The sequence below is a fragment of the Streptomyces sp. S.PB5 genome, from assembly GCF_030403745.1.
Taxonomy (GTDB): domain Bacteria; phylum Actinomycetota; class Actinomycetes; order Streptomycetales; family Streptomycetaceae; genus Streptomyces.
The window spans coordinates 1-4055 of record NZ_JAQMWP010000053.1; the positions used below are offsets into that span (position 1 = coordinate 1).

The window sequence follows — 4055 nt, forward strand, 5'->3', positions numbered from 1 at the left end:
CACAGGTCACCTCGCTTGTCCGTTGCCATGAGCGGTCTGGCGGCGCCGATCCCGGGTCGTGTCCGGTAGATTGCATACAGTCGACGAATACTGTATGAAGATTGTTATCCCGCATCAGCTGGGTGATGTCCAGGGGTCGTGCACCACTTTTCAGACGCGACACTTCCGAGACGGGAGCCGAATCATGGACCTGTACGAGCACCAGGCCCGCGGGCTCTTCGAGGAACACGGCATCCCGGTACCGAGGGCGGAGGTCACCGACTCCCCCGAGGGGGCACGCGAGTCGGCCCGCAGGCTCGGCGGCCGGGTCGTGGTCAAGGCGCAGGTCAAGACGGGTGGACGGGGCAAGGCGGGCGGAGTGCGGCTGGCCGAGGACCCGGCCGCCGCGGAACTCACGGCACGTCAGATCCTCGGCATGAACATCAAGGGGCACACGGTCGGCAAGGTCATGCTGGCCCGACCCGTCGACATCGAGGCCGAGTTCTACATCTCGTACGTCCTCGACCGTGCCGCGGGTCGATTCCTCGCCATCGCCTCCGCCGAGGGCGGCACGGAGATCGAGGAGGTCGCCGCAGCGCGGCCCGAAGCGGTCTCGCGCATCCCCGTCGACCCGGCCGTGGGAGTCACCTCCGCCAAGGCGCAGGAGATCGCCGAGGCCGCTGGGCTTCCGCCGCAGACCGTCGACGTACTCGTACGGCTGTGGCAGGTGCTGGTCCGCGAGGACGCGCTCCTCGTCGAGGTCAATCCGCTCGTCCGGACCCGGCAGGGCCAGATCCTCGCCCTGGACGGCAAGGTCACGCTCGACGACAACGCCCGCTTCCGGCAGGCCCGTTGGGGCGACGAGGAAGAGGAGTACGACGACTCGCTGGAGGCGGCCGCCGCCGCTCGGGGCCTCAACTACGTGAAGCTGGACGGCGAGGTCGGCATCATCGGCAACGGCGCCGGCCTGGTCATGTCGACCCTCGACGTGGTCGCCGGCTGCGGGGCCCGTCCGGCCAACTTCCTCGATATCGGCGGCGGCGCGTCTGCCCAGGTCATGGCCGACGGGCTGGCCGTCATCCTCTCCGACCCGGCCGTGAAGTCGGTGTTCGTCAATGTCTTCGGCGGGATCACGGCGTGCGACGCGGTCGCCGACGGCATCGTGCAGGCCCTGGACACAGTCCGGTTGACCAAGCCGCTCGTGGTGCGCCTCGACGGCAACAACGCCGCCCGTGGCCGTGCCGTCCTCGACGCGTACGCCCATCCGCTGGTCCAGCAGGTCACCACCATGGACGGCGCCGCCCGCCGCTCCGCCCAACTCGCCAACACCTCTTGAGGAGACGGCACATGGCGATCTACCTCACCAAGGAGAGCAAGGTCCTCGTCCAGGGCATGACCGGCGGCGAGGGCATGAAGCACACCCGCCGTATGCTCGCGGCCGGCACGAACGTGGTCGGCGGTGTGAACCCGCGCAAGGCGGGCCGCACCGTCGACTTCGACGACCGCGCGGTGCCGGTCTTCGGATCGGTCGCCGACGGTATCCGGGCGACCGGCGCCGACGCCACCGTCGTGTTCGTCCCGCCCGCCTTCGCCAAAGCGGCGGTCGTCGAGGCCGCCGACGCCGGCATCGGACTCGCCGTCGTCATCACCGAGGGCATCCCCGTCCACGACTCCGTCGCCTTCACCGCGTACGCGAAGGAGAAGGGCACCCGGATCATCGGACCCAACTGCCCCGGTCTGATCACCCCCGGCCAGTCCAACGCGGGCATCATCCCGGCCGACATCGCCAAACCCGGACGCATCGGCCTGGTCTCCAAGTCGGGCACGCTCACCTACCAACTCATGTACGAGCTGCGCGACATCGGCTTCACCACCTGTGTCGGCATCGGCGGCGACCCCGTCGTCGGCACCACCCACATCGACTGCCTGGCCGCCTTCCAGGACGACCCCGACACCGAACTCGTCGTCCTCATAGGGGAGATCGGCGGCGACGCCGAGGAACGCGCGGCCGCCTACATCGAACAGCACGTCAGCAAGCCCGTCGTCGGCTACATCGCCGGATTCACCGCGCCCGAGGGCAGAACCATGGGGCACGCGGGCGCCATCGTCTCCGGCTCCTCGGGCACCGCGCAGGCGAAGAAGGCCGCGCTGGAAGCAGTCGGTGTCAAGGTCGGAAACACCCCGACCGAGACGGCCCGGCTTGTGCTCACCCTGCTGGAAAACCAGTCCTGAAACCACCCAAGGTGGAGAGGCACGGGCGCTGACCGCCGGACCGTCCGGCGCCGCCGCGTACCACCATCTCCTCCATCCTCTCCACCCCCTCCATCTCCTTCATCGCCACGCGACCACGTGTCGCACGGGCCTGCACTCCGCCCTCCGCGGACTCCAGGCACCCCCCGCCCCCGACTGTGCACCGAGAGCGGAGACATCGAATGACGACCACCCTCAACTCCACACCCCTCGTGGTGAAGTCCGGCACCGCCTGGGAGGACGCATGGCAGCGCTGCCTCGCCGTCGCCCCCGAAGCGTTCCGCGACGACCGCGTCCTCAACCTCTGGAACGCCGAGTGGCGGGCGGACGGCCGGGCCCTGCCCGCCACCAGCCCCGTCGACGGCACCCCGATCGCCGGCCCGCCGCGCCTGGACCGCGACGCCGCCCACCAGGCCGTACGCGCCTCCCTCGACCAGCACCGCGGCTGGCGGCACATCCCGCTGGACGAACGGCGGGCCCGGGTCGCGGCCACCCTCGACGCCCTCGCCCAGCACCGCGAACTCCTCGCACTCCTGCTCGTCTGGGAGATCGGCAAGCCGTGGCGGCTCGCGCAGGCGGATGTCGACCGGGCGATCGACGGTGTGCGGTGGTATGTCGACGGTATACAGACGATGGTCGACGGTCGGTCGCCGCTGGACGGTCCGGTGTCCAACATCGCCAGCTGGAACTATCCGATGAGCGTGCTCGTCCACGCGATGCTGGTACAGGCCCTGGCGGGCAACGCGGTCATCGCCAAGACCCCGACCGACGGCGGTGTCGCCTGTCTGACCCTGGCCTGCGCGCTCGCCGCCCGCGAGGGGATACCCGTCACCCTGGTCAGCGGCAGCGGGGGAGAGCTGTCCGAGGCCCTGGTGCGGGCGCCCGAGATCGGCTGTGTCTCCTTCGTCGGCGGCCGCGACACCGGCGCCGCCGTGGCCACGGCCGTCGCCGACCTCGGCAAGCGTCATGTTCTCGAACAGGAAGGGCTCAACACCTGGGGCATCTGGAACTACTCGGACTGGGACGCCCTCACGGCCGTCATTCCGAAGCTCTTCGACTACGGCAAGCAGCGCTGCACCGCGTACCCGCGCTTCGTCGTCCAGCGCGAGCTGTTCGACGACTTCCTGGCGGCGTACCTCCCTGCGGTGCGCACCCTCGAGGTCGGCCACCCGCTCGCCGTCGCCCGCCCCGACGACCCCTACCCGGCGCTGGACTTCGGGCCGGTGATCAACGCGGCCAAGGCGAAGGAGCTGCACGACCAGGTCGCCGAGGCCATCGCCCGCGGCGCCGTCCCGCTGCACCGCGCCCGCGCCACGGACGCCCGCTTCCTGCCCGGCCAGGACACCTCGGCGTACGTCCAGCCCGTCACCCTCCTCAACCCGCCGCCCTCCTCCCCGCTGCACCACGCGGAACCCTTCGGCCCGGTCGACACCATCGTCCTGGTCGACACGGAGGCGGAACTGCTCGCCGCGATGAACGCCTCCAACGGCGCCCTGGTGGCCAGCCTCTCCACGGACGACCGCTCCACCTTCGACCGACTCGCGCCGCAGATCCGCGCGTTCAAGGTCGGTCACGGCAAGCCGCGTTCGCGGGGCGACCGCGACGAGCTGTTCGGCGGGTTCGGCGCGTCCTGGCGCGGCGCGTTCGTCGGCGGCGAGCTGCTGATCCGCGCCGTGACACAGGGGCCGGCGGGGGAGCGGCTGCCCGGCAACTTCCCCGAGTACCAGCTCATGCCGTGAGCGGCGGCCGGGGGCGGTGCCCTTGGCCGGGCGCCGCCCCCGGCACCTCGCGTACCGACGTCGACGTACACAAATGAGGTGGAGAGC

At 70.7% G+C, this 4055-nt stretch carries 3 protein-coding genes; all 3 read left to right on the forward strand.

What is annotated here, in order from left to right; translation table 11 throughout:
• The first annotated feature begins 184 nt into the window (after positions 1-184).
• The 3 genes from sucC to PH203_RS49475 all read left to right on the forward strand — a co-directional run bounded on the left by sucC (position 185) and on the right by PH203_RS49475 (position 3968).
• Positions 185-1315: an ADP-forming succinate--CoA ligase subunit beta gene (gene sucC, locus PH203_RS49465; protein WP_289929516.1), complete on the forward strand. Its 1131-nt coding sequence runs from the start codon at positions 185-187 to the stop codon at positions 1313-1315.
• 11 nt (positions 1316-1326) lie between these two features.
• Complete coding sequence (gene sucD / locus PH203_RS49470; RefSeq protein ID WP_289929518.1) at positions 1327-2211, forward strand: succinate--CoA ligase subunit alpha; 885 nt, start codon at positions 1327-1329, stop codon at positions 2209-2211.
• A 200-nt stretch (positions 2212-2411) separates the two neighbouring features.
• Complete coding sequence (locus PH203_RS49475) at positions 2412-3968, forward strand: aldehyde dehydrogenase family protein (protein WP_289929519.1); 1557 nt, start codon at positions 2412-2414, stop codon at positions 3966-3968.
• Positions 3969-4055 lie beyond the last annotated feature (87 nt).

Coding starts and splice junctions, on each gene's coding strand:
- PH203_RS49475 (WP_289929519.1), top strand. CDS start 2,412: ATGACGACCACCCTCAACTCCACACCCCTCGTGGTGAAGTCCGGCACC.
- sucC (WP_289929516.1), top strand. CDS start 185: ATGGACCTGTACGAGCACCAGGCCCGCGGGCTCTTCGAGGAACACGGC.
- sucD (WP_289929518.1), top strand. CDS start 1,327: ATGGCGATCTACCTCACCAAGGAGAGCAAGGTCCTCGTCCAGGGCATG.